Origin of the sequence: Aedoeadaptatus nemausensis (genome assembly GCF_903819165.1) — a bacterium.
Taxonomy (GTDB): Bacteria; Bacillota; Clostridia; order Tissierellales; family Peptoniphilaceae; genus Aedoeadaptatus; species Aedoeadaptatus nemausensis.
Window position 1 is genome coordinate 1 of record NZ_CAIJCS010000043.1, and the last position, 536, is coordinate 536.

Annotated in this window: 1 protein-coding gene; it reads left to right on the forward strand. The window is 33.2% G+C overall.

Annotated features, from left to right (window positions below):
• Positions 1 to 54 precede the first annotated feature (54 nt).
• Positions 55 to 536, forward strand: a 482-nt coding sequence (locus tag PEPTYR26121_RS08605) for a phage major capsid protein (protein ID WP_246285934.1), incomplete at its 3' end; no start/stop codon positions are given.

Consider the following 536-nt stretch of genomic DNA (forward strand, 5'->3'; position numbering starts at 1 on the left):
AGAACTATCGAGAATTATACTCGTGAAATTGAAAGAAAGAAGAGGGAAGAAGAAATGGATAAAACTTTAGAAAAACCTACTACTCAAGCACTAACAAATGAACCTGCTATTTTTACTGAAGAAGAAAAACCAATGAGAGCAAGAAATGTCTATAAGAAATCTATGATGAAAGCACTAAGAACTAACTTTAGAGATATTTCAAATGAATTAAAAGTAGGTACAGATGAAAGTGGTGGATATTTAGTTCCAGAAGAAATGGAAGTAGATATTGTAAATGGTCTTGAAGAAGAAAATATTGTAAGAAAACTAGCTACAAAAGTTCAAACTTCAGGACTTCATAAAATCAATATTGCAGCTACAAAGCCAGCAGCCCTATGGGTTGAAGAAGGTGGTCAACTAACCTTTGGAGATGGCACATTCGATCAAGTATCACTTGATGCGCATAAACTCCATGTTGGAATTAAGGTTACTGAAGAACTTCTATATGATTCAGCCTTTAATTTAGAAAAATACATCACTGAAGAATTTACTAGAGC